The sequence below is a fragment of the Nitrogeniibacter aestuarii genome, assembly GCF_017309585.1.
In the GTDB taxonomy this organism is placed as follows: Bacteria; Pseudomonadota; Gammaproteobacteria; order Burkholderiales; family Rhodocyclaceae; genus Nitrogeniibacter; species Nitrogeniibacter aestuarii.
Genome location: NZ_CP071321.1, coordinates 139,984 through 162,609, shown reverse-complemented (window position 1 = coordinate 162,609; position 22,626 = coordinate 139,984). Strand labels below are relative to the sequence as shown.

Here is a 22,626-nt window from a genome sequence, read left to right as displayed (position 1 = left end):
AGCGACCGCTCAGAGAATGAAGCCACGATCGATGCTGTCGAGCGCGGCGGCAAAGTCCGTGCGTGCCTGACGGATGCGACGCTCGTCCTGGGACTCGAGGATGCCCTCGAAACGGGAGAGCCAGTCGAGAATCTGCTGACGCACCTCGCCCAGGTTGTCTTCGTACAGCCGCTTGGCCCGATTCACCAGATAGATGTTTTCCTGCTTCTCGCGCGGGTGCACCTTGAGATCGGCGAGCTTAGCCAGCGCCTCGGCAATCTGCGCCTCGGTCATCACGTTTTCAGACTGCTTGATGACGGTGCTCACCTTGTGGCCGGTGCGGGTGTCGGTCACTTCGATGTCGAGCAGGCCGTTCACGTCATAGGTAAAGCGCACATCCACGTTGGCCTCGCCCGCCGGCAGGGCGGCAACGGGCATTTCCAGTTCGCCCAGCTTGAGGTTGTCCGAGCCCACGGGCGATTCGCCCTGACGAATATCCAGAAAGATCGCGGCCTGCTGGTCCCGGACCGTGCAGTAGCTCCCTACGCGCGACACCGGTACCGGGGTATTGCGTTCGATGATCGGCGAAAACCGGTCGGGAATGCGCCGCCCACCTGTCTCCTGGCTGATGATGATGCCGAGGGAAAACGGCATCACGTCGGTGAGCACCACTTCGTCCAGCGCCGCATCACGCGCCTTCAGCGCCGCCTGAATCGCCGCACCGCGGGCCACGGTCTCGTCCGGGTTGATATGGCGCAGCGGCAGCCGACCGAACAACCGGGTCACCATCTGGCGCACCACCGGCATGCGGCTCGCACCGCCCACCAGCACGATTTCGGTCAAGGCGCCCGGGTCGAGCTGAGCGTCCTTGAGCGCGCGCTCGATGGGGTGGCGCAGGCGCTGGAGCAGATCGGCGCAGGCGGCCTCGAAGTCGGCCCGGGTGATGGTGTGTTCGTGAGTCGCGTCACCGAACCGGAGGCGCATGACGACCTGCTCGTGCTCGCCCAGATCGCGCTTGGCCTGCTCGGCGATACGCCACAGGCTCTGGTCGCGCTCGATGCGTTCGCGATCGGCCGCACTCAGCGCCTTGCAACGCTCCAGAAACAGGCGGATGAGCACCTGCACGAAGTCCTCACCGCCAAGCCGGGTATCGCCCGCGCTGGCACGCACCTCGACCACGCCCTCGAAATACTCCAGCACCGACACGTCGAAGGTGCCGCCCCCCAGGTCGAAGACCAGAAAAGTACTCATCTCCTGACGTTCGGCCAGCCCGTAGGCCAGCCCCGCAGCGGTCGGCTCGTTGAGCAGGCGCTCCACCTTGAGCCCGGCCAGTTCGGCCGCGGTCTTGGTGGCCTTGCGCTGCGCCTCGTTGAAGTAGGCCGGCACGCTGATGACGGCCTCGGTGACCGGCTCGCCGAGAAACGCTTCGGCGTCGCGCTTGAGCGCACCCAGCACCAGCGCAGAGAGTTCTTCAGGGCGAAAACGCTTCTTGCCCAGCATCAGGGTCTTGTCGGTACCCATCCAGCGCTTGAAGGCGATCGCGGTGTGATCCGGGTGGGTCGCGATGCGCTCGCGTGCCGGCAAGCCCACCAGCATGTTGCCTTGCTCGTCGATGCCGACCGCGGACGGGGTCAGCACATGCCCCAGTGCATTGGGAATCAAGGTCGCTTCACCGTCGCGAAACACCCCCACCAGACTGTTGGTGGTGCCCAGATCGATACCAATCATCATGCCGCCGCTCTCTCCTGCTCATGCCATTGGCGTTGCCATCTCAGGGCGCCAGTGTATCGCGGGATCCGGCGTTCATCGCGCGGCATCGATCACATCCGCGACGGCATGCCGTGCGACCGTGAAAGTTTGTAGACTGTGGTCATGCAACGCACCCTCATCCTCCTCGGCCTGCTGCTGGTCGCCGTCGGCTTGCTGTGGCCCTGGCTGGCCAAGCTGCCGCTGGGCCGCCTGCCCGGCGACATCCACATGCAGCGCGAGGGCTTCAGCTTTCACTTTCCGCTGATGACCTCCATCGTCGTCTCCGTGGTGGTCTCGCTGTTGCTGTGGTGGTGGCGCAAATAACCGGACCGACACGAATGAAAATCCATCTCCTCCCCATCGGCGCGCAGTTTGAATGGCAGGGCAAGGTCTTCACCAAGATCGGTCCGATGACCGCCAACACCGAAAAGGGCGGCACCGTGTTCGTGCCCAAGCACGCCACCCTCAAACCGGTGGGTGGTGCCACTCAGGCGGTTGCACCACCGACAGACACGGTCGCCCTGGCCGATGTCATCACCGCGCTCGACCTCTACCATCAGCACGCCCGCCGGCTGGTCGCCGTCGAGCAGCTTCACCTGCTCGAATCCGCCCGCGAGCATTTTCTCGCCAGTCTTGAAAGCAGCTGATCAAGGGGTAATGCCGTTCAGTTAAGGCACGGTTCCTCCCCCTTCAAGGGGGAGGTCAGGAGGGGGATGGGGTTTGAGCTGCCCAGTTTCACCCCATCCCCACCCCAACCCTCCCCTTGAAGGGGAGGGAGCGACCCGTCTATAAGGCTCGGATTCTCTTAACTGAACGGCATTACTGATCAAGGGGTGTTGGCCAGCGCCACCGGCTCGGCTGCACCACCCGGCGCCCAGCGGCCACCGAGTGCGCGAATGAGTGCGACGGTGGACTGATACCGCGCCGCTTTCACCTGCAGGGCCACCCGTCGGCTGGCCAGCTCGCTGCGACGCGCATCGAGCAGGTCAAGCTGGCTCACCAGCCCGTTGTCGTAGCGATGTTCGGACAGGGTCATGGCCCGCGTGGCCGAATTGACCGCGCGGGCCTGGGCATCGGATTGCTCGGACAACAGACGCAGGGAGGCGAGCTGGTCTTCCACGTCGCGGAACGCCACCAGCGCCTGTTCCCGGTAGCGACTCAGCGCCCCGTCGAGGTCCGCCTGCGCACTCTGTACACCGGCCTCGCGCCGGCCGCCATCGAAGATGGGCAAGGACAGGAGCGCACCGATCCCCCAGGCGCGGGTCGACCACTTGAACAGGTCTTCCAGATCGGTCGAGGCATAGCCGGCGTTGCCGGTCAGCGCGATGTTGGGGAACCACGCCGCCTGGGCGACGCCCACCCGCGCCTGCGCCGCGAGCACCGCCCGCTGCGCCGCCAGCACGTCCGGACGCTGACTCAGCAAGGCGCTGGGCAGGCCGGCGGGGATGGTCGGCAGGGTGGCCGTCCAGTCGGTGGCTTCGAGCGTGAAGTCCGAGGCGGCCTGCCCCACCAGCACCGCCAGACCGTGTTCGAGCACGGCACGGCGGCGGTCCAGCGCCAGGGCGTCGGATTCGTTGACCGCCAGCTCGGTCTCGATGCGCGCCACATCGAGTTCGGAGATGTCGCCGGCGTCGAGCCGCTGGCGGCTCAGGTCCAGCGTGTTGCGGTAGGCCGCCACCGTATCGCGCACCACACGGCGCTCCTGGTCGAGCACGCGGATGGCCAGATAGGTTTCCGCCACCGCGCCATGCACCAGCAGGCGGGCGTCGTCGAGCAAGGCCGCCTGGGCGTCGGCATCGAGGCGAGCTGCGCGTGACGCCTCGGAGAGGCGGCCGAACAGATCCACTTCATAGGAGAAGCTCGCCCCCACCTGACCGAGTGTGCCTGCAGTGCCGGCCTCTTCGGCCAGCGGGCCGCCCTGGCGGGTCACCTGTGCGCCGACACCCACCTGGGGTGCCCGGTCGGCATCGGTGATTCGTGCCACGGCGCGGGCACGGGCCAGGTTGGCGGCGGCGGTTTGCAGGGCATTGTTGTTCTTGGCCGCTTGCGTTTCAAGCTGGTCGAGGACGGGGTCGTCGAACAGCGTCCACCAGTCGGCGCGGGGCGCCACCGTGGCCGTGTCGGCGCGCATCCAGCGCGCATCGTTTTCACGGTACTGGGCCGGTGCCGTGGGCAGGGCACTGGCGTCGATCTGTGGCGCGGAGGCACAACCCGCCAGCACCAGGGCGGCGAGGACGGGGGTCAGCAATGTCGTATTGAGGGTCATGATGTCGTCCTCCTGCTCAGAGCAGTTCGTCGCGACGCGCGGCGGGGGCCGGGTCGGGCACCGGGGGTGCCGGCGAAGGCTTCAAGGTGGGCCTCGTGCCCGTGCAGCTTGAGGGTGCGGTTGCCGGTCAGGCGGCGCAGCACCACATAGAACACCGGGGTGAGGAAGAGGCCGAAGGCGGTCACGCCGATCATGCCGGAGAACACCGCCACACCCATGGCGCGGCGCATCTCCGAGCCGGCCCCGCTGGCAAGCACCAGGGGCAGCACGCCCATGATGAAGGCCATGGAGGTCATCAGGATCGGGCGCAAGCGCAGGCGGCTCGCCTCGATGGCCGCCTGCAGCGGCGTGCGACCGGCAAACTCCAGCTCGCGGGCAAACTCCACGATCAGGATGGCGTTCTTGGCCGACAGGCCCACCAGCACCATCAGGCCGATCTGGGTGAACACGTTGTTGTCGCCGTTCGACAGCCACACCCCGGCCATGGCCGAGAGCAGACTCATGGGCACGATGAGCAGGATCGCCAGCGGCAGGGTCAGGCTTTCGTACTGGGCGGCCAGCACCAGGAACACCAGCAGAATCGCCAGCGGGAAGATCCACTGGGCCGAGTCACCGGCGAGGATTTCCTGATAGGTCAGCTCGGTCCACTCGAAGGCAATGCCCGGGGGCAAGGTTTCGGCCGCGATGCGCTTGATGGCGTCCTGCGCCTGACCGGAGGAATAGCCCGGCGCCGGACCACCATTGATGTCGGCGGACAGGAAGCCGTTGTAGCGCATGGCACGCTCCGGCCCGAAGCTGGGCGACACCTTGAGCAGGGCCGACAGCGGAATCATCTCGCCCGAGGCGGAACGCACCTTGAGCTGGCCGATGTCCTCGGCGCGGGCACGGAACTGTGAATCCGCCTGCACGCGTACCGAATAGGTCCGGCCGAACTTGTTGAAGTCGTTCACATACAGGCTGCCCAGATAGATCTGCAGGGTGTCGAACACATCGGTCACCGCCACGCCCAACTGGCGGGCGCGGGTGCGATCCAGATCGGCATAGAGTTGCGGCACGTTCACCTGGAAGCTGGTGAACATGCCCGCCAGTTCAGGGGCCTCATGCGCCTTGGCCATGAAGGCCTGCACCGCGTCGTTCAGGGCCGGGAAGCCCAGCGAAGCTCGGTCTTCGACCTGCAGCTTGAAGCCGCCGGTCGTCCCCAGCCCCTGCACCGGCGGCGGCGGGAAGATGACGATGAAGGCATCCTGGATCTGGGCAAAGGCCTGGTTCAGACGCCCGGCAATGGCCCCGGCACTCTGGTCGGCCCCCTTGCGCTCGTCGAAGGGCTTGAGCGGGGTGAACACGATGCCGGAGCTGGAGCTGTTGGTGAAGCCGTTGATCGACAGCCCGGGGAAGGCCACCGCGTGCTCCACGCCCGGGTCCTGCATGGCGATCTCGCCCATCTGGCGGATGACCGCCTCGGTGCGGTCCAGCGTGGCGCCGTCGGGCAGCTGGGCGAAGCCGATCAGGTACTGCTTGTCCTGCGCCGGCACGAAGCCCTTGGGCACGCCCTGGAACAAGGCCCAGGTCAGGCCCACCAGCCCCAGATACAGCCCGAGCATGAGCGCACGCCGGCCGATGGCCTTCTTCACACCGCCGCTGTAGGCCTCGGCGCCCCGGCCGAAGAGGTGGTTGAAACCGCGGAAGAGCGGGCCGAACACTTTGTCCATGCCCCGGGTGAGCGCGTCTTTCGGCGCGTCATGGCCCTTGAGCAGCATGGCCGCCAGGGCGGGCGACAGGGTGAGCGAGTTGATCGCCGAGATCACGGTCGAGATGGCGATGGTGAGGGCGAACTGGCGGTAGAACTGGCCGGTGAGGCCGGTGATGAAGGCCAGCGGCACGAACACCGCGATGAGCACTAGGGCGATGGCAATGATCGGCCCCGACACCTCGCGCATGGCCCGGTAGCTTGCCTCGCGCGGCGACAGCCCGGCCTCGATGTTGCGCTCCACGTTTTCCACGACCACGATGGCGTCGTCGACCACGATACCGATGGCCAGCACCAGGCCGAACAGGGACAGCGCGTTGATGGAAAAACCGAACAGATGCATCACCCCGAAGGTGCCGACCACCGACACCGGCACCGCCAGCAGCGGGATGATCGACGCGCGCCAGGTCTGCAGGAACAGGATCACCACGATCACCACCAGGGCGATGGCCTCTAGCAGGGTGTGCACCACCGACTCGATGGAGGCACGCACGAACTGGGTGGGGTCGTAGACGATTTCGTAGTCCACACCCTCGGGCATGGTCTGCTTGATTTCTGCCATGGTGGCGCGCACGCCGTTGGAAATATCGATGGCGTTGGAGCCCGGTGCGGCAAAGATCGGCACGGCCACCGCGTCCTTGTTATCGAGCAGCGAACGCAGCGAATAGTCGGCCGCCCCCAGCTCGATGCGCGACACGTCGCGCAGGCGGGTCACGGCGCCGTCGTCGGCCCGCTTGATGATGATGTCGCCGAATTCCTCTTCATTGCGCAGGCGCCCCTGGGCGTTGATGGACAGCTGCAGCTCCACGTCCGAGCGCGCGGGCGATGCGCCCACCACGCCGGCGGCGGCCTGCACGTTCTGGCTGCGGATGGCGGTCACGATGTCGCTGGCCGACAGGCCACGCTCGGCCACCTTCTGCGGGTCGAGCCACACGCGCATGGCGTAGTCGCCCGAGCCGAACAGCTGCACCTGCCCCACGCCGGGCACGCGGGCGAGCCGGTCCTTCACGTTGAGCACCGCGTAGTTGCGCAGGTAGGTCATGTCATAGCGGCCGTTGCTCGAGAGCAGGTGCACCACCATGGTCAGGTCGGGCGAGCTTTTGACCGTGGTGATGCCCAGCCGACGCACCTCTTCGGGCAGACGCGGCTCGGCCTGCGACACCCGGTTCTGCACCAGCTGCTGGGCCTTGTCCGGGTCCGTCCCCAGACGGAAGGTCACGGTCAGGGTCATCAGGCCGTCGGTGGTGGCCTGGCTGGACATGTAGAGCATGTCTTCGACCCCGTTGATGGATTCCTCCAGCGGGGTGGCGACGGTTTCGGCAATCACGCGCGGGTTGGCACCCGGGAACTGGGCACGCACCACCACCGACGGGGGGACCACTTCCGGGTATTCGGAGATGGGCAGACTGCGGACGCTGATCAGGCCGCCCAGAAAGATCAGCACCGACAGCACGCCCGCGAAGATGGGCCGGTCGATGAAGAATTTGGAGAGGTTCATGGCTCGCTCCGGGAGATGGATGGCAAGCCGCCTCCCTCGCGACCTTGTGGGTCACGACGGCGGCTTGTCCGGGGGGTTGTTTTTAGAGGCCGGCGGTCGGCGCGGGCGCTTGAACCGGCTGCGGCGACACCAGAGAGCCCTGGCGCACGCGCTGCAGACCGCTCACGACGATGCGCTCACCGGCCGACAGACCGGAGAGCACGATGCGCTCCCCATCGACCGCATTGCCCAGCTGCACTTCGCGATAGCGGGTGCGATCTTCGGCATCGACCACGAGCACGTACTTCTTGTCCTGGTCGGTGCCCACGGCGCGCTCGCTGATGAGCACCGCCTCGGCCGGTTGTTCGCTGCCCAGCTTCACCCGGGCGAACTGACCGGGCAGCAACAGCCCGTCCGGATTGTCGAACACCGCACGCATCTGCACCGTGCCACTGGCCGGATCCACCCGGTTGTCCACCAGCTGCAGGTGGCCGGTCAGGGCGCGATCACCGGTGGTCAGTGTGCTCATCTGCACCGGAATGTCCTTGAGGCCGGCCACGCCATCGGCGCTCTGGCGACTGCGCAGCACCTGGGCGATGGCCGCCTCGTCGGCGTCGAAGCGCGCATAGATGGGGCTCACCGACACCAACCGGGTCAGTACCGGGGCACCCGGACCGGCGGCCACCAGGTTGCCCACGGTGATTTCGATGCGCCCGACCCGACCGGAGACCGGCGCGCGCACCTGGGTGTAGTCGAGATTGAGTTTGGCGGTCTTGAGCGCGGCCAACGCGGCACGCAGCTGGGCATCGGCCTCGCGCTTGGCATTGACCCGCTCGTCAAGCTCGCGCTCAGCCACGGCCTTGACCTTCCACAGGCGCTGGGCACGCTCCGCCTCGCTGGTGCTGTAGGCCACGCGGGCACGGGCGGCCACCACCTGGGCACTGGCACGATCCACCTCGGCCGCGTACGGGTCCGGGTCGATGGTGATGAGCAGGTCACCGGCCTTCACCAGGCTGCCTTCCTTGAAGTGCACCGCCTGGATGGTGCCGGAGACACGGGAGCGGATGTCCACTTCGTCCACCGCTTCGAGTCGCCCCGAAAATTCCTGCCACAGCTGGACGTGGCGCTCCTCCACGGTCTGCACCGACACGGGAATGGCGGCCTCCACGGTCGCTGCCAGCGGCGTCTCGGGCGCATCGTTCTTGCTCGCGTACACCGCACCACCCCCGGCCGCGAGGGCCAGAATGATGGCCGCCAGGTTGCGCTGCCGGCGCGGGCTCTGTTCTTTCGTCGTCATGATCTTTCTCCGTCAGGGTTGGAGTCTTTCAGGGTCGGGGCGGAGGCCGCTCGACAGGCGACCCTCTCGGTATTCGGGTTGAGGAAGCCATGCATCCGTGCCTGCACCTGCGCCGCCCACGGGGCTGCCAGGGCGTCGGCGCATCTGAGCGACAGCGGCCAGCCGGTCTCCCCGGCGACCACCTCTGTCAGACACGGCGTGCCGGCTTCGGTCAGGCGCTGCGCGTAGGCCAGCGCCTCGTCGCGCATGAGGTCGTCCTCGCCGGTGATGACCAGGGTGGGCGGCAAGCCGGCCAGCCGCAGGGAGCGCGCGGGCAAGGCGTAGGGGTGATCGGCGGCCGAGCCGCAATCCAGATAGGCGTGCCAGCCCTGCGCCCACTGGCAACAGGTCTTGCCGGCGCTAGCTGCGCGCATCGACGCCGTGCCGACACGCGGGTCGAGCATGGGCGACACCAGGATCTGCCCGGCCAGGGCGGAGCAACGCTGGTCGCGAGTCTGCATCGCCAGCGCAGCGGCCAGGTTCGCGCCGCCCTCCTCGCCGGCCACGAACAGTCGCGCCCCCTTGCCCGCCAGCGCGCTGAGCCGGCCATGTGCCCACATCAGCACCGCACGACCGGCATCGAGTGCGGCCGGGAAAGGCTGTGCGCAGGCCGGCGGGTAGGCCACCGACATCACCACGGCGCCCGCGCCCTGCAACAGCCGCGCAACCACAAGGCCATCGTCGAGCGTGCCATCACGCAGGTTGCCCCCATGAAAATGGACCACCACCGCGCCCGCCGGCGCCGACGGGGCACCGTAGACACGCACCGGGACGGTGGCCTCGGCGCCGTTCTGGATCGCCTCAAGCGCCCAGTCAGGCTCGCGTGCGTCGATCGGCAGGGTGGAAAAACGGCTCATGGGCATCGGTTCACATGTGTGCGTGGGGTTGGGGGTTGTGTTTTCGTATGGCTGAACGATAGTTTGTTTACACCTATGGATAAACAGCCTATTTGCGATTACATTGTCTCCACATATGGACAATTGTGCAGTTGCACATCTGCACGGGAGATTTCTCATGGACCAGTTCCAGGCCATTCGCGTGTTCGCGCGCGTTGTTGAAGCGGGCACCTTCACCAAGGCGGCCGAGTCGCTGAACATGCCCAAAGCCACCGTTTCCAAGCTCGTGCAGAGCCTCGAAGCCCACCTGCATGTCCAGCTTCTCAACCGCACCACGCGCCAGGTGACGGTTACCGCCGAGGGTGCGGCCTACTACGAACGCACCGCGCGCCTGCTGGCCGAACTGGAAGAGATCGACACCTCGCTGGCCAACGCCCAGGCCTGCCCCTGTGGCCGCATCCGGGTGGATGTGCCCGCCTCGTTGGCGCGCGATGTGATCATCCCCCAGCTGCATGACTTCCATGCGCGATATCCGGACATCCAGATTGACCTGGGGGTCGGCGACCGCCTTGTGGACCTGATCACCGACAACGTGGACTGCGTCATCCGCGGCAGCAACATCATTGATGACCAGATGGTGGCCCGCCTGCTCACCCATATGGGTTTCTCCACCTGCGCGGCACCGAGCTACATCGAGCGCCACGGCGAACCGACCCACCCGTCGGAACTGGAAGACGCGCATTGGGTGGTCGGCTACTTCTCCGCCGGCAGCGGTCGGGCGTTTCCGCTGGATTTCAATCGAGGCGACGAACGCATCGAGCTGTTCGGACGCAGTCGGATCACGGTCAACGACAGCAATGCCTACCTGGCGGCGATCGTCGCCGGCCACGGCGTGGCCCAGATCCCCAGCTATCTGGTTGAACACCATCTGCGCAAAGGCACCCTGGTCCCCGTGCTGAGTGACTGGCTGCCCGGCCCCCTGCCGGTGTATGCGGTGTATCCGCCCAATCGCCGCCTCTCGGCCAAGGTTCGTGTCTTTGTCGACTGGATGGCCGAGGTATTCGCACAGCTCGAAGTCGTGCCACTCGATCCCGACGTCCCGTTGCGCCGGCTCCGGAGAACGCCCTGACCCCTCGCGTCGCCTGCGCTCGACGATACCTATTCGGTATGAAGCCCCCACACCATTGGTATTGGACCTCGATGGCCCAGCCCCGTAAATATTGCCAGGTGCAACCGACCTGACTTTCGTCAGGCTGGACTCAGGGCTTGCCATGCCGAGGCGTCAGGGCGTCTCACTTGGGGATCACGGGTCATGGGTCCGAGGGCAGGTCGGGCGCACGTTTTGAGCTTCTGCAGGCGTGCTGGATCCCCCTCTCCACCGTGACCTTCACGCTTGTTGCAGAACCCTCCGCGCATGGTGCGCGGAGGCCTTTTCTTTCGAGGCCAGGCCTGCCGGCAGCATCCGGATTACCGCACATCGAACAGAGACACAGGCAACGTACCCGTGTCTCATCCCGAGGAGGAGACAACATGCATTCCAACGAACACGCGGCGGTGTCACGGACGCCCGCCCCGACCCATCGTGCGTTGCGATTCATGACCAGCGCGCGGGTGGCGCGATACCTGGCATGGCTGGCCGGCACCCTTGCCCTGTCGGCGGCCGTGCTGCTGGGCAACGCCTATGCGGCGGAAAAACCCATTCTGATCGGTCAGTCCGTGCCCATGGGCATGGCCAATTTCAAGATCGCCAGCGCCATCTCCGACGCCACTCGCGCGCTGGTCGACGCGGTCAATGATGGCGGCGGTATCGGCGGCCGCCCGGTCGAACTCATCACCCTGCAGGACGACGGCACACCCGAAGGCTATGCCGACAACGTGGCACAGCTGCTCGAGGAAGACGGTGTGCTGGCGGTCATCAACTGCGTGGGTGATCGGGTCTGCGATGCCGCGGTGCCGATCATCGGCAAGGCCGACGGCGTACTGGTGGGCACCATTTCCGGCGCGACGGCCTTGCGCGGCGCCGGTGGCGGCCGGGTGTTCCCGGTGCGGGGCGACTACGCGGCCGAGGCAGAGAAACTGGCCAGGCAGATGGCCACCATCGGCATCCTGCGCGCCGTGATCATGAGCGACGCCACCAGTTTGCCGGAAAAGAACGACGCGCTGACGCGAGCCCTGGAGGCCAACCACATCAAGGTCTCCCGTATCACGGCCGATGAAAGAGCGCTCGACACCCTCAAAGGCATCAAGCCCGATGCGCTGGTGCTCGACCTGAGCGCTTCCACGGCCATGACCACGCCGCTTCTGCAGCCGGACAACCAGTCACAGCTGCCCCCCATCGTGGTGTCCATGGCCGATCCTTCGCTGGTGATGACCGTGCCATCGATTCGCGGGCGCATGCTCGGCTTCACCACCGTGGTGCCCAACCCGGAGGCCAGCCCCGCTCCGCTGGCAAACGAGTTCCGCCGAGTCACCGCCGAACTGCCACTGAGCACCAACTACCTCGGCTTCGAGGCCTATCTGAATCTACGGGTCGTGCTCGATGCCATCGGCGGCATCAGCGGCGTGGTGGATCGCGCCAGCCTGCGCACGCAGTTGCAAGGCATGAGCGACCGCGACATCGGCGGCCTGCGCATCACGCCCACCGGCGCAAGCGACAAGACCGTGGCACGCATCGGGCTGGGGGTGTTGTCGTCGGCCGGGTATCTGATCGAGTAAGGGGCGGGGGGCGGCAGGCTAGAATCCGCCCTGCGCTTTCGTCCGCAGGACCGGTTTCTACCGTCTGATCGCAACAGCGCCCCCGGCGCCGCTTGCAGCGCGCCGAGAGTGACCACGTGCTTAGCGCGGGACGCGCTCCAGCACGGCGAGGTAGGTGTCGATTTTCGTGGTCTTGAAGCCTTTCGTGGTCCGCTTCAAGTGCTCCGCCAGCGACCGAAGGTCGGTTCTTCCCGCCAGCCAGGCCAGAACGAGGATGTCGCCCTCTACGTAAACCGGGCTGGGCTGATTGTCGTTCCGATTGATTATCTGATCGACCGCTTGCCAATTCGTGAACTTGCTGAGAACCGGAAGAATTCGATGCTCAAAAGTGGGTCCCATGCACTTTGCGGCCACTTCTCGCGCCTGCGGGACCGACTGAACCCGCCAGAAGACCTCGTTACTGAATGACCCCCTGTAAGCTGACTCGGTCTTACCTGCCGAAGATCGATCAAATGGTTCGGCATCGACCAGCGCCCAGAGGTCCAGTTCATATACGACCTCCAACAGACCCGCAGCTTCGATTTCCGATTTGAGCGCTTCGGGAAGACGAGGCGTCAGTCGCCAAATGAGCGTTGGGTCGTAGCTTGATCCCGCACTGATCTGAACCTCTTCATCAAACAGATCGGTGCGGCGCTTGAACATGCTGAACGACTTGTAGTCCTTGTAGCCGTGCGAGCGCATCAGCTCACACAGTTCGGCCCTGAACACCTCGGCGAAGTGAGGCCGTGAGCGGAAGCGTTCATCGATGCCACCCTCGGCCATCGGATCGGCATCGCTCGTGGCAGCGACCACCGTGTTCGGGTGATCGCACAGGATTGTCCCGTCCGGCAAGAAGGCCAGCCCCGCCTGCATGTCGTAGACCGTGAGCTTGAGCTGCCGGGCGGTGGCGACGACAAAGGGCATCACCTCGTCGATCATGTCCGAGGACACACCGAGGCCGTAGATGGGCTCGTCGGTCAGCCCATCGAGCGGCCCGTCGCTCCATGCGCCGTGCTCACCGGGTGCATCCGGGGTCGTCAGGCACGGGTACTTTTCCGTGAGCCGTTTGGCCAGCTCGATAAACTCGGGCAGTTGAGCGCAACGCTCGGTACTGAGCCGATCGATCAGTTGGCTCGCCTCGGTCAGGCTTGCCGGCACCGGGTCGGCCCAGATTTGCACCACATAACTCATTCGAACCGCTCCATTGATGCATCGGCCACCCGCAGTTGGCCGCGAACAGTCATACCAACAGCATCACAGGGTGCCACAGGTCAGGCGCGCTTGGGCGAGCGCCACCGGGTTCAGCCTGCTTTGGGGCGCAAGGTTTCGTCGAAATCTCCCATTGTCGGAAACACCAGCGGCTCGAGCGTGTCGAGCTGGTGCAGCCGCTCGCGGTAGTCGGCCAGAATCTGCGCCCGTGCCTCATCCGACAGATACGGCACATGCCAGGCAATGAAGGGCGGCAGCACGGTGAGGCCCACGTAGCCGAGCATGCCGCGCTGGATGGGGCGCAGCAGCAGGTCGAGTTCGCCGTGGATGGCGCCTTCGCCGAACATGTGTTCCTGCCCGCCCAGCGAAAACGCAAGCATGGCGCGTTTGCCGGCCAGGCCGCCCCGGTCGTAGATGCGGCGCCCGCCATAGCACAGGCCGGAGACGAACACCCGGTCGATCCACCCCTTCATGATGGCTGGCATGCCGTACCAGTAGATGGGGAAGTTGAAGAGGATGAAGTCGGCCCATTGCAACTTCTCGACTTCGGCGGCGATGTCGGGCGCCAGGGTGGCGGCCTCGAAGTTGTGACGCTGTTCGAGGGCATAAACGAGGTAGTCGGGATTCTTGCGGCTGCCGAAGTCGGCGGCGCTGGCCACCGGGTTCCAGTCCATGGCGTAGAGGTCGGAGACCTGAACTTTGTGGCCCTGCGCCTCCAGTTCCTTCACCGCCAGGTCTTTCATGGCGGCGTTGAAGGATTGCGGCTCGTTGTGGGCGAAGACGATCAGAACATTCATCTCATGCTTCCCGGGTCAATCGTGAGGCCAAAAAAACCTCCGCAGCCACTGGGACTGCGGAGGGTGAAGACGACCGACACTCTTGAGGAGAGGGCTTGTCGGTCGGAGCGGGAGCGGTTGGGCCGGGGCTGGCTGTGGCCTTACGCATTGGCGGCGGCAGCCGCCGCCTTGCGTGCCTCGACCTCGGCCTTGCGGACCTCACTGGCCGGTTCGCCGGAGATGCACCAGTCTTCGGGCTCGACACGGCGGCAGATGCCGCGCACGTCTTCGCGCTTGACGCCAAGCACCTCGACCAGCAGGTCGGTGAAGCCCTTCATGAGCCGGTTGTGCGACTCGATGGGGCGGCCGTTCATGATGATGAAATCGAAGAACGGTGAATGAATGCCGTTTTTCGAACACAGCTGGCCATGAACGAGAAACTGGTCGGCCCGGTGCAGGGTGATGAAGGCGCGAATGCGCTCGATGGGGGCATCAAGCACCTCGGCGTACAGGGCACAGGCGCCCTTCAGCAGTTCTTCCGCCTTCGCGTGGGTGGTCTCGTTGTCGAGCAGATGGAAGGTCACAACGGGCATGGTTTCTCTCCGGTCATTCAAGTGTTCCGATGTACCACGGGCTAGCGGGCCGCCGCGGCCGCGGCGCGGGCTAGCGTGTCGATCTCGGCTGCGCGTTTCTCGCTGGCGGGCACGCCGCCGATGGCCCAGTTCTCGGGCGACACGGGGCGGCAGTGGCCGCGAATGGCGTTTCGATCGACGCCGAGCAGCGCCACCAGCAAGTCGGTAAAGCCCGAGAGCAGCAGGTGACGTTGTTCGACCGGCCGCCCTTCCAGGACGATGAAGTCGAAGTACGGCGCGTTCTCGCCGTTCTCGCTGCACAGTTCGCCGCCCGCCAGAAAGGCGTCCGGGTCATGGAAGGTCACGAAGGCACGGATGCGCTCCGGCGGCGCGCCCAGCACTTCGGCGTACAGCGCGCAGGCGCCCTTGAGCAACGGCTTGACCAGGGCCCGGTTGAGCGGGATGTCGATCAGATGAAAATTGGCGACGGGCATGGTGTTCGTCCTCGTTCAGGGCAGGCCCTTGCGGCGGCCGGAGTCGAGCATCAGCGTCGAGCCGGTCATGGCATCGGCGCAGGGGTCGAGCAACATGCTCACCGCCCAGGCGACCTGCTCGGGCGTGGTGAAGGCGCCGATGGACGACTCTTCCTTGAGCTCGTCGAGCACGTCATCCACGCTGCAGCCGCGCTGCTCGGCACGGGCCTTGGCCACGTTGCGCAGGCGCTCGGTGTCCGCCGGCCCCGGGGCGATGACGTGGGCGGTGACGCCGCGCGGGCCGTAGGCCAGACTGAGCTGACGGGAGACATTCACCAGCGCCGCGTTGGCCACGCCTGCCGATGCCGCGTAGGCGGTCGGCTCGAGGCCATAGTGACCGCCGATGGCGATGATGCGGCTACCCTTGACGAAACGCTCGTCGGCCGCGCGGGTCAGGCGCAACAGGCCACCGACCTTGATGTTTACCGCATCGACCATGGTGGCGGTCGGGGCGACCAGAATGCCGCCGGCCACGCCCACGCCGGGGCCATGCACCACGGCACGCACCGGACGGTCGAGCACTTCCCTGATGGCGGCGATGGATGAGTCATCCGAGATGTCGGCCACGCACACACCGATGGACGGCTGGCGGGCCTGCAGCTCGGCCAGCGAATCGGCGCTGCGCGCCACGGCCACGACCTTGAGGCCGGCGTCGACCAGGCGGTCGACCATCTTGTTGCCGAAGGCGCCGGTGGCGCCCACGACAACCGCGATTTCGGTGCGATCTGCGTCGCTTGTCATGTTGCTGTACTCCGTTGTTCTTTTTCGATCAGGTCGACACGCCGAGGAAGGTCTCGGGCACGTGCAGCGACTGGGCGAAGGCGGCCAGGCCGAGGTGGTCCATGGTCCAGGTCAGTTTCGGGGTGTCCGGGTAGCGGGTGTGACCGCCGGTGAAGATCTCGTTACGGTTACCCGACGGGTCGAAGAAATAGATGGTCTTCACGCCGGTGATGCCGTGGCGGTCGTTCTGCTCGATGGGCACGCCGTACTTGCCCATCAGGTCGCCCGCATAGACATGGTCTTCCGTCGAATTGAGACGGAAGGACGCATGGTGGAAGCGGCCCGGCTCCGGATGCATGCCGAAGGCGATATCGTGGGCGCGTGACGAGCAGCTGAAGAAGGTCAGGATCTGGTTGCCGCCCGGCTCGTCCACCAGCTCTTCAGCCAGGTCGAATTCGAACACCTCGGAAAACAGACGCACGGTATCGGGCATGTTCGGGCCGAGGATGAACAGGTGATCCAGCCCGTCGATGCGCATGCCGCGAATCACGCCTTCGTCGGGCAGCGTGCCCGGATTGGTCTCGCCCAGCGAGTTGCCCACGTATTCCTTCTCGGCATACAGATGCATTTCCTGGCCGGTGGGGACGCGGAACTTGATGCGCCGGCCGCTCTTGGGATAAACACCGGCAGCGACGTTTTCAACCTCGATACCGAAGGCTTCGATCTTGCGTTGCAGCTCGGTCAGGGTGGCGTCGTCGAACACCTTGTAGGCGAAATGATCGAGGCCGGCGCGATCGGTCTCGCGCAGCACCACGCTGTGGTGGTCCTTCTCGTTCCAGGCCTTGAAATAGACCCTGCCCTCGGCGTCGGTCATCATTTCGTGCAGGCCCATGTACTTGCCGTAGTGCTGCTTGGCTTCCGCCATGTCGAGCACGCGAATCTGGACTTCGCCCAGGCGAAGGATGCCTCTCATTGCCATTGTCTTGTCTCCATTTTCAGGGGTGATGCGGCCCGCCTGCGTGGGCAGGCCGTCGTTGTGGTGTCTCGCCGCTCAGGCGACGTCCTTGAGCAAACCGCGTTCCTTGGCCATGGTCATGGCGGTGTCGATGATCATGTCTTCCTGACCGCCGATCATCTTCCGGCGGCCCAGCTCGACCAGCACGTCACGGGCCGGCACGCCGAAGCGTTCGGCGGCGCGCTTGGCGTGCAGCAGGAAGGTGGAATACACCCCGGCAAAACCCAGGGTGAGCGAATCGCGATCAACGCGGACCATGTGATCCATCATCGGCACGATGATGTCTTCGGCCACGTCCATGAGCTTGAACAGGTCCACCCCGGTCTCGATGCCCATGCGGTCACACACGGCCAGGAACACTTCGAGCGGGGTGTTGCCGGCGCCGGCACCCAGGCCGGCCACGGAACCGTCGATGCGGCTGGCGCCGGCTTCGATGGCGGCGATCGAGTTGGCGATGCCCATGCCCATGTTGTGATGACCGTGGAAGCCGATTTCGGTCTCGGGCTTGAGCACGTCACGCAGCGCGCCGATGCGGTCCTTGACGTCCTGCGGCAGCATGTAGCCGGCCGAGTCGGTCACATACACGGTCTGGGCGCCGTAGCTTTCCATCAGCTTGCCCTGCGCCGCGATGCCCTTGGCGTCGTTGAGGTGGGCCATCATCAGGAAGCCGGTGGTGTCCATGCCCAGCTTGCGGCAGAAGGCGATGTGCTGCGGGGCCGTGTCGGCCTCGGTGCAGTGGGTGGCCACGTGCACGCTGCGGGCGCCCGCATCGTAGGCTGCCTGCAGTTCGCGCATGGTGCCCAGGCCCGGGATCAGCAGCACGGAGATTTTCGTCTGCTTGACCGCGGCGGCCACGGCGCTGATGTATTCCTCGTTGCTCGCCAGGGCGAAACCGTGCTGCAGGGAGTTGCCGCCCATGCCGGCGCCGTGGGTCACCTGGATGTAGGGGACGCCGGCGTCATCCAGCGCGGTGGCGACCTTGACCATCTGCTCGACGCTGATCTGCTCGCGCTTGGCGTGCATGCCGTCGCGCAGACACATGTCATGGAGGATGACCTTGCGGCCCTTGAGGTTCGAGTCCGTCATCACGCGGCCTCCGTGGCTTTGAGTTGGATCTTGCCCGCGAGGATCTCCTCGGCGAACATTTCGGCGGTGCGGCAGGCGGCGGCGGTCATGATGTCCAGGTTGCCGGCGTAGGTGGGCAGGTAGTCGCCCAGGCCGGCCACTTCCATGTACACCGCCACGCGATGGCCCTGCGGCACTTCGTCGAAGACCGGGCCGTTCACCAGCTTGTAGCCGGGCACGTACTTCTGCACTTCACCGATCATCTTGCGCACGGATTCGATGATCTTCGCTTCGTCCGGCGCTTCGTCGGTCAGGCAGTAGATGGTGTTGCGCATGATCATCGGCGGCTCGGCCGGGTTGATGATCGCCAGCGCCTTGCCCTTGCGCGCGCCACCGACCTTCTCCAGCGCGTTGGAGGTGGTGTAGGTGAATTCATCCAGGTTGGCCCGGGTGCCCGGGCCGATGGACTTGGACGAGAGCGAGGCGATGATCTCGGCGTAGCCGACGCTCTGCACCTGCACCACGGCATTGACGATGGGAATCGTCGCCTGCCCGGCGCAGGAGATCATGTTCACGTTCATTTCCACTTTTTCTGCATGCTCGCGCAGGTTCACCGGCGGCACGCACAGGGGGCCGATGGCGGCCGGGGTCAGGTCGATCATCATCACGCCCAGCTCGTTGAGCTTGCGGCTGTTCTCCCCATGCACATAGGCGGAGGTGGCGTCGAAGGCTATCTGGATGTTGTCTTCGAGCACATGCGGCAACAGGCCGTCCACGCCCTCGGCCGTGGTTTTCAGGCCCATGTCGCGGGCCCGCTTCAGGCCTTCGGATTCCGGATCGATACCCACCATCCACACCGGTTCGAGCACCGGGCTGCGCTGGATCTTGTAGATCAGGTCGGTGCCGATGTTGCCCGAGCCGATCAGTGCACAACGAATCTTCTTCATCTGTCCCTCTCTCGTGGTGCGCAGGGCACCGGTTCCCTTTTGAGGCTTCGCCGCGTGAGTTCGGCGTGCCAGCCTCGGGTATGACTTCAAATCTGCCCCCTCCCCTTCACGGGGAGGGCTGGGGCGGGGATGGGGTTAAAACGTCGCCGACGCACCCCATCCCCCGCCTGATCTCCCCCTTGAAGGGGGAGGAACGCGTTTGCTACTCCACAAACCGCATCGATACGCTGCCCAGCTCTTGGAAGCGCGCGATCACGTTGTCGCCCGGCTTCACGGCAATGGCTTCGGTGATGCCGCCGCTCATGACGAAGCTGCCGGCCGGCAGGGTTTCGCCCATCTCGGCGAGGATGTTCACCAGCATGGCCACGGCTTCGGCCGGGTGACCGAGCACGGCGGCGGAGGCGCCCATGGCCACCATCTCGCCGTTCTTTTCCATCACCACGCCCAGGGTGCGCAGATCCAGGTCCTTCGGATCGCGGGCACGACCGCCGCCGACATAGCGGGCGGAGGAGCCGTTGTCGGCAATCACGCTCTCCAGGTCGAACTTGAAGCCGGAAAAGCGCGAATCGATGATCTCCACCGCCGGCAGCACATAGTCGGTCGCGGCCAGCACGTCTTCTTTCGTGCAGTTCGGGCCGGCCAGATCCGCCTTGGTCACGAACGCCACCTCGCACTCGACGCGCGGGTGCACCAGGTCGCCGGTGGAAATGGCGGAGTTTTCCGGGCGGGCCATGCGGTCGGTCAGGAAGCCGATGGAGGGCACGTTCACGCCCATCTGCTGCATCTTGGCTTTCGAGGTGAGCCCCGCCTTCCAGCCCACATGACGGTGGCCCTGGGCGATGAAGCGGCGGCGCAGCTCCGTCTGCACGGCGTAGCCGTCGCCGTGGGTCATGTTGGGGTATTCGTTGGTCAGCTTGGGGATCGCGTAGGCGCGGGTCTGGGCGCCTTCGATGCGCTCGGTCAGGCGCACGATGTCTTCGCGGCTGAGTGTCGTTTCCATGCTCATACGGCGCTCCTGCCCGAGAATTTGATGCTGCAGCTGCCCAGCCCGCCCACATGGCAGACCAGTTCGTCACCGCCGGTGACCGGCACCAGGGCCGACTGCGATCCGGAGAGGATCACCTCGCCGGCCTTGAAGGGGATGCCCAGCTCGCCCAGGGTGTTGGCCAGCCACGCCACGGCGTTGGCCGGGGAACCCTGCACGGCGGCGCCGACGCCGGTGGAGAACAGCTCGCCGTTCTTCTCCAGCACCATGCCGGCCAGGGTGATGTCCAGCTTGCGCGGATCGCCCTTCGTCTTGCCGAGCACATAGACGCCGCAGGAGGCGTTGTCCGCCACGGTGTCCTCGATCTTGATCTTCCAGTCAGTGATGCGCGAATCGACGATCTCGAAGCACGGCACCACGTAGTCGGTGGCGCGGATCACGTCCATGGCGGTGATGCCCGGTCCGGTCAGATCTTCCTTGAGCACGAAGGCCAGCTCGGCCTCGGCCTTGGGCTGGATCAGCGTGCCCAGGTCGATGGTGGCGCCGTCCTCATAGACCATGCCCGAGGTCAGCTGGCCGAAGTCCGGCTGATACACGCCGAGGAAGTCCTGCACCGGCTTGGAGGTGACACCGATCTTCTTGCCCACGATGGTCTCGCCCGTCTGAACGCGACGGTCGATGTAGCGCAGCGCGATCCTGTAGGCGTCCTCGAGTTCGATCTCGGGATAACGCTCGGTCAGCGGCGCGAGGGTCTTGCGCTCAAGCCAGGCGGTGTAGAGCTCGTCACCGCATTGGTTGATCAGTTCTTCGTTCATCGAAAACTCACCGTAAGGTCAAATTCAGAGCTGCAAGCTATGGGGAAAGCGTCGCGAGCAGCGCCGAGGTTGCGACGAGAAGCGCAGCCGTACGAATGTACGGTGAGCATCGCAGTTGCAAGATCGGGGCGCGCAGTAGCTTTATTCATAGCTTGATGCAGACGTTGCGTAGTTCGGTGTAAAACTCGAGAGAGTGAACGCCACCCTCACGGCCGATACCCGACTGCTTGGAGCCGCCGAAAGCGGTGCGCAGGTCGCGCAGGAACCAGCTGTTGATCCAGGTGATGCCTACGTCGACACGGGCCGCCATGCGGTGGGCGCGCGCGAGGTTTGTGGTCCAGATGGTGGTCGACAGGCCGTAGTCGGTGTTGTTGGCCAGATTCACCACTTCGTCTTCGCTGTCGAAGGGACGGATGTGGCAGCAGGGGCCGAAGATCTCTTCGCGCACCACCGAGGCGGTCTCGGGCAGGCCGGTCCAGATGGTCGGCTGCACCCAGTTGCCCTCGGCCAGCTCGCCGCCCATCTCGGGCACGCCACCGCCGGTGACAAGGGTGGCGCCTTCATCGACCGCCTTCTTGTAGTAGGAGAGCACCTTCTGCTGGTGCTCCTTGCTGATCAGCGGGCCGTAGTTGGCACCGGCGTCGCGCGGGCGGCCGAATTTCACCGACTCTGCCTTGGCCTTGAGCGCAGTGACGAACTTGTCGAAGATCGGGCGCTCCACATAGACCCGCTCGGTGCCCAGGCAGACCTGACCACTGTTGAGGAAGGCGGAGCGGAAGACGCCTTCGACCGCGGCGTCGAAATCGCAATCGGCGAACACGATGCCGGCGTTCTTGCCACCCATCTCGAAGGACACGTCACGGGTGCCTTCGGCGGCGGCTTTCATGATCGCCGTGCCGGTACGGGTTTCACCCGTGAAGGTGATGGCATCCACACCCGGATGGCTGGTGATGTACTCACCGGCCGACTGCGGGCCAAAGCCGTTGACCACGTTATAAACGCCGGCGGGCACGCCGACCGCGTTCATCACCTCGCCCAGCAGGGCGGCGGTGTTCGGGGTCTCTTCCGAGGGCTTCACGATCACGGTATTGCCGCAGGCCAGGGCCGGGCCGACCTTCCAGGTCATGAGCAGGAAGGGGGCATTCCACGGGCTGATCACACCGATCACGCCCTTGGGCACGCGAATCGCGTAATTGAGCGCACCTTCGCCATCCGGGGTGTCCATCTGGAAAGCCTCGGTCGGCACGTTCTTGATCACGTCGGCGAAGATCTTGAAGTTGGCCGCGCCACGCGGGATGAACACATGCTCCATCACATGCGCCGGCTGGCCGGTGTCTTCCATCTCGGCCTGCACGAAGTCGTCGAAGCGGCGGGTGATCTCGTCGGCCACCGCATGGAGCATCTCGACACGGCCGGCCGTGGTCATGCGACCCCAGTCACCGTGCAGCGCGCTGCGCGCCGCCTTCACCGCCGCATCCACCTCGGCCTTGCCGCCTTCGGCAATGCGGGTGATCACCGAGTTGTCGAGGGGCGAGCGCTTTTCGAAGCGCTTGCCGGTGCTGCCGGCGGTGAAGCCGCCATTGATGAAGTGATCGATCTGACGCATGTCGGTATTCGGAGAGGTGGGAACGATATGCAGCCAGTCTAGGCACCCAATCCAATACCGTCCAATACCTTATTTCTCGCGTTTTAATACCTTTTTTGTATGTTGATAATCGTGTCCGGATGGGCGCATCCTGAATAAGGCGCTGCCTTGTCCCGGTGTGCTCGCGAGGGCGGCGCGGTCATGGATCGCCCCACGACAGGCTGATCTCGCAGCCACTTCCCTTGCCCCCAGAAGCGTCACCAAGCCGACCCGAGGTGCCA

General features: G+C 65.4%; 20 protein-coding genes. 4 read left to right on the top strand and 16 right to left on the bottom strand.

Features of this window, described 5'->3' with window-relative positions:
- Window positions 1-9: 9 nt before the first annotated feature.
- Window positions 10-1,710, bottom strand: coding sequence for an Hsp70 family protein (locus J0W34_RS00715; protein WP_230970302.1), 1,701 nt, complete (start codon window positions 1,708-1,710; stop codon window positions 10-12).
- A gap of 141 nt (window positions 1,711-1,851) precedes the next feature.
- On the opposite strand from J0W34_RS00715, the gene J0W34_RS00710 reads away from it, so the two are divergent.
- Both J0W34_RS00710 and J0W34_RS00705 read left to right on the top strand, forming a co-directional pair.
- Window positions 1,852-2,052, top strand: coding sequence for a DUF2905 domain-containing protein (locus J0W34_RS00710; protein WP_227818083.1), 201 nt, complete (start codon window positions 1,852-1,854; stop codon window positions 2,050-2,052).
- Window positions 2,053-2,066: 14 nt separating this feature from the next.
- Window positions 2,067-2,375, top strand: a complete 309-nt coding sequence (locus J0W34_RS00705; RefSeq protein WP_227818082.1) for a hypothetical protein — start codon at window positions 2,067-2,069, stop codon at window positions 2,373-2,375.
- Between the two features lie 179 nt (window positions 2,376-2,554).
- Here J0W34_RS00705 and J0W34_RS00700 read toward each other — a convergent pair whose 3' ends face one another.
- The 4 genes from J0W34_RS00700 to J0W34_RS00685 form a co-directional block, all read right to left on the bottom strand.
- Window positions 2,555-3,994, bottom strand: a complete 1,440-nt coding sequence (locus J0W34_RS00700; RefSeq protein ID WP_230970301.1) for an efflux transporter outer membrane subunit — start codon at window positions 3,992-3,994, stop codon at window positions 2,555-2,557.
- The gene (locus J0W34_RS00695) at window positions 3,991-7,239 is read right to left on the bottom strand and encodes an efflux RND transporter permease subunit (protein ID WP_230970300.1); all 3,249 of its coding nucleotides are present in this window, start codon (window positions 7,237-7,239) and stop codon (window positions 3,991-3,993) included. Before J0W34_RS00695 ends, J0W34_RS00700 begins: the two co-directional genes overlap by 4 nt.
- A gap of 82 nt (window positions 7,240-7,321) precedes the next feature.
- Window positions 7,322-8,515 (bottom strand): efflux RND transporter periplasmic adaptor subunit, encoded by a 1,194-nt coding sequence (locus J0W34_RS00690; RefSeq protein ID WP_230970299.1) that lies wholly within the window; start codon window positions 8,513-8,515, stop codon window positions 7,322-7,324.
- Window positions 8,512-9,411 carry an alpha/beta hydrolase fold domain-containing protein gene (locus tag J0W34_RS00685; protein WP_230970298.1) on the bottom strand — a complete coding sequence of 300 codons (900 nt, stop codon included), beginning with the start codon at window positions 9,409-9,411 and terminating at the stop codon, window positions 8,512-8,514. Before J0W34_RS00685 ends, J0W34_RS00690 begins: the two co-directional genes overlap by 4 nt.
- A gap of 157 nt (window positions 9,412-9,568) precedes the next feature.
- On the opposite strand from J0W34_RS00685, the gene J0W34_RS00680 reads away from it, so the two are divergent.
- Together J0W34_RS00680 and J0W34_RS00675 are read left to right on the top strand one after the other, a co-directional pair.
- Entirely contained in the window at window positions 9,569-10,519 is a 951-nt protein-coding gene (locus J0W34_RS00680) for a LysR family transcriptional regulator (protein WP_230970297.1), read from the top strand.
- Between the two features lie 401 nt (window positions 10,520-10,920).
- Complete coding sequence (locus J0W34_RS00675; protein ID WP_230970296.1) at window positions 10,921-12,105, top strand: ABC transporter substrate-binding protein; 1,185 nt, start codon at window positions 10,921-10,923, stop codon at window positions 12,103-12,105.
- A gap of 120 nt (window positions 12,106-12,225) precedes the next feature.
- Here J0W34_RS00675 and J0W34_RS00670 read toward each other — a convergent pair whose 3' ends face one another.
- The 11 genes from J0W34_RS00670 to J0W34_RS00620 form a co-directional block, all read right to left on the bottom strand.
- Window positions 12,226-13,314 (bottom strand): hypothetical protein, encoded by a 1,089-nt coding sequence (locus J0W34_RS00670; RefSeq protein WP_230970295.1) that lies wholly within the window; start codon window positions 13,312-13,314, stop codon window positions 12,226-12,228.
- Between the two features lie 110 nt (window positions 13,315-13,424).
- Window positions 13,425-14,129 carry an NAD(P)H-dependent oxidoreductase gene (locus J0W34_RS00665; protein ID WP_230970294.1) on the bottom strand — a complete coding sequence of 235 codons (705 nt, stop codon included), beginning with the start codon at window positions 14,127-14,129 and terminating at the stop codon, window positions 13,425-13,427.
- Between the two features lie 140 nt (window positions 14,130-14,269).
- On the bottom strand, window positions 14,270-14,701 hold the full coding sequence (locus J0W34_RS00660) for a tautomerase family protein (protein ID WP_227818071.1): 432 nt from the start codon (window positions 14,699-14,701) through the stop codon (window positions 14,270-14,272).
- A 41-nt stretch (window positions 14,702-14,742) separates the two neighbouring features.
- Entirely contained in the window at window positions 14,743-15,174 is a 432-nt protein-coding gene (locus tag J0W34_RS00655; protein WP_230970293.1) for a tautomerase family protein, read from the bottom strand.
- Between the two features lie 15 nt (window positions 15,175-15,189).
- Complete coding sequence (locus tag J0W34_RS00650) at window positions 15,190-15,954, bottom strand: SDR family NAD(P)-dependent oxidoreductase (protein WP_230970292.1); 765 nt, start codon at window positions 15,952-15,954, stop codon at window positions 15,190-15,192.
- A gap of 28 nt (window positions 15,955-15,982) precedes the next feature.
- Window positions 15,983-16,912: a catechol 2,3-dioxygenase gene (locus J0W34_RS00645; protein ID WP_230970291.1), complete on the bottom strand. Its 930-nt coding sequence runs from the start codon at window positions 16,910-16,912 to the stop codon at window positions 15,983-15,985.
- A 72-nt stretch (window positions 16,913-16,984) separates the two neighbouring features.
- Window positions 16,985-18,034: a 4-hydroxy-2-oxovalerate aldolase gene (gene dmpG / locus J0W34_RS00640; RefSeq protein WP_230970290.1), complete on the bottom strand. Its 1,050-nt coding sequence runs from the start codon at window positions 18,032-18,034 to the stop codon at window positions 16,985-16,987.
- Window positions 18,034-18,960: an acetaldehyde dehydrogenase (acetylating) gene (locus J0W34_RS00635; protein WP_230970289.1), complete on the bottom strand. Its 927-nt coding sequence runs from the start codon at window positions 18,958-18,960 to the stop codon at window positions 18,034-18,036. The genes dmpG and J0W34_RS00635 overlap by 1 nt, the downstream gene beginning before the upstream one ends.
- Window positions 18,961-19,162: 202 nt before the next feature.
- Window positions 19,163-19,966 (bottom strand): 2-oxo-3-hexenedioate decarboxylase, encoded by an 804-nt coding sequence (gene dmpH / locus J0W34_RS00630; RefSeq protein WP_230970288.1) that lies wholly within the window; start codon window positions 19,964-19,966, stop codon window positions 19,163-19,165.
- Window positions 19,963-20,760, bottom strand: coding sequence for a 2-oxopent-4-enoate hydratase (gene dmpE / locus J0W34_RS00625; RefSeq protein ID WP_230970287.1), 798 nt, complete (start codon window positions 20,758-20,760; stop codon window positions 19,963-19,965). The genes dmpH and dmpE overlap by 4 nt, the downstream gene beginning before the upstream one ends.
- Window positions 20,761-20,905: 145 nt before the next feature.
- On the bottom strand, window positions 20,906-22,366 hold the full coding sequence (locus J0W34_RS00620) for a 2-hydroxymuconic semialdehyde dehydrogenase (RefSeq protein ID WP_230970286.1): 1,461 nt from the start codon (window positions 22,364-22,366) through the stop codon (window positions 20,906-20,908).
- Window positions 22,367-22,626 lie beyond the last annotated feature (260 nt).

Bases quoted from the DNA above. Each gene is read 5' to 3' on its own strand.
- J0W34_RS00715 (WP_230970302.1), bottom strand. From the start codon at position 1,710: ATGATGATTGGTATCGATCTGGGCACCACCAACAGTCTGGTGGGGGTG.
- J0W34_RS00710 (WP_227818083.1), top strand. From the start codon at position 1,852: ATGCAACGCACCCTCATCCTCCTCGGCCTGCTGCTGGTCGCCGTCGGC.
- J0W34_RS00705 (WP_227818082.1), top strand. From the start codon at position 2,067: ATGAAAATCCATCTCCTCCCCATCGGCGCGCAGTTTGAATGGCAGGGC.
- J0W34_RS00700 (WP_230970301.1), bottom strand. From the start codon at position 3,994: ATGACCCTCAATACGACATTGCTGACCCCCGTCCTCGCCGCCCTGGTG.
- J0W34_RS00695 (WP_230970300.1), bottom strand. From the start codon at position 7,239: ATGAACCTCTCCAAATTCTTCATCGACCGGCCCATCTTCGCGGGCGTG.
- J0W34_RS00690 (WP_230970299.1), bottom strand. From the start codon at position 8,515: ATGACGACGAAAGAACAGAGCCCGCGCCGGCAGCGCAACCTGGCGGCC.
- J0W34_RS00685 (WP_230970298.1), bottom strand. From the start codon at position 9,411: ATGAGCCGTTTTTCCACCCTGCCGATCGACGCACGCGAGCCTGACTGG.
- J0W34_RS00680 (WP_230970297.1), top strand. From the start codon at position 9,569: ATGGACCAGTTCCAGGCCATTCGCGTGTTCGCGCGCGTTGTTGAAGCG.
- J0W34_RS00675 (WP_230970296.1), top strand. From the start codon at position 10,921: ATGCATTCCAACGAACACGCGGCGGTGTCACGGACGCCCGCCCCGACC.
- J0W34_RS00670 (WP_230970295.1), bottom strand. From the start codon at position 13,314: ATGAGTTATGTGGTGCAAATCTGGGCCGACCCGGTGCCGGCAAGCCTG.
- J0W34_RS00665 (WP_230970294.1), bottom strand. From the start codon at position 14,129: ATGAATGTTCTGATCGTCTTCGCCCACAACGAGCCGCAATCCTTCAAC.
- J0W34_RS00660 (WP_227818071.1), bottom strand. From the start codon at position 14,701: ATGCCCGTTGTGACCTTCCATCTGCTCGACAACGAGACCACCCACGCG.
- J0W34_RS00655 (WP_230970293.1), bottom strand. From the start codon at position 15,174: ATGCCCGTCGCCAATTTTCATCTGATCGACATCCCGCTCAACCGGGCC.
- J0W34_RS00650 (WP_230970292.1), bottom strand. From the start codon at position 15,954: ATGACAAGCGACGCAGATCGCACCGAAATCGCGGTTGTCGTGGGCGCC.
- J0W34_RS00645 (WP_230970291.1), bottom strand. From the start codon at position 16,912: ATGGCAATGAGAGGCATCCTTCGCCTGGGCGAAGTCCAGATTCGCGTG.
- dmpG (WP_230970290.1), bottom strand. From the start codon at position 18,034: ATGACGGACTCGAACCTCAAGGGCCGCAAGGTCATCCTCCATGACATG.
- J0W34_RS00635 (WP_230970289.1), bottom strand. From the start codon at position 18,960: ATGAAGAAGATTCGTTGTGCACTGATCGGCTCGGGCAACATCGGCACC.
- dmpH (WP_230970288.1), bottom strand. From the start codon at position 19,966: ATGAGCATGGAAACGACACTCAGCCGCGAAGACATCGTGCGCCTGACC.
- dmpE (WP_230970287.1), bottom strand. From the start codon at position 20,760: ATGAACGAAGAACTGATCAACCAATGCGGTGACGAGCTCTACACCGCC.
- J0W34_RS00620 (WP_230970286.1), bottom strand. From the start codon at position 22,366: ATGCGTCAGATCGATCACTTCATCAATGGCGGCTTCACCGCCGGCAGC.